Origin of the sequence: Dysosmobacter segnis (assembly GCF_014297285.1) — a bacterium.
Taxonomy (GTDB): domain Bacteria; phylum Bacillota; class Clostridia; order Oscillospirales; family Oscillospiraceae; genus Oscillibacter; species Oscillibacter segnis.
The window spans coordinates 1-681 of sequence record NZ_JACOQI010000111.1 but is presented as its reverse complement, the minus strand read 5'-3'; the positions used below and the strand labels follow the sequence as shown (position 1 = coordinate 681).

General features: G+C 45.2%; 1 protein-coding gene. It reads left to right on the top strand.

All coding sequences use genetic code 11. From position 1 onward, the window contains the following. Window positions 1–70 precede the first annotated feature (70 nt). On the top strand, window positions 71–681 hold a 611-nt coding region (locus H8Z83_RS19295), incomplete at its 3' end, for a recombinase family protein (RefSeq protein WP_187016504.1).

The following is a 681-nucleotide window of genomic DNA, read 5'->3' as shown; positions in this document are numbered from 1 at the left end:
GGAGGCATCCTTGTTGTCCTCCCCGGACAGAGTTATAATATAAGTGTAATGTGATAGGGAAGGAGGAACAATGGCACGAGCAAAAAACAGAGGGTATCAGCAGAGTTTCTCTCCCTCTTACACAATCCGCCGCTGGCGGCTGGGCATCTATATCCGGCTTTCAAAGGAAGATTTGAAAAAAGGAAAAGACGATAGCAACAGCGTAAAAAACCAGCGTGACCTACTGAACGATTTTTACCGACGCAACATTGACGAGTTTGAAAGTATCACGGAATATGTAGATGACGGACATACTGGAACGGACGCTAACCGTGAAGATTTTCAACGGCTCTTGGCGGATGTCATGAGTGGTAAAATCAACTGCGTTATAGTAAAAGACCTGTCCCGCTTCGCACGAAATTATAGCGATGCCGGAAGTTTGATCGACAATCTGTTTGTTCAAATGGGTGTTCGCTTTATCAGCCTTGCTGAGAATGTGGACAGCTACAAGAACCCCGACAGCGTTTCAAATATCATCGTTCCCATTACAAATGTGATGAACGATAATTACTGCTATCAGACTTCCAAAAAGATCCGGCAGGTATTTGATTACAAACGGCGCAACGGCCAGTATATCGGAGCATTTGCTCCTTACGGCTATGTAAAGCACCCAAAGGACAAGCACAGGCTGATTGTTGATCC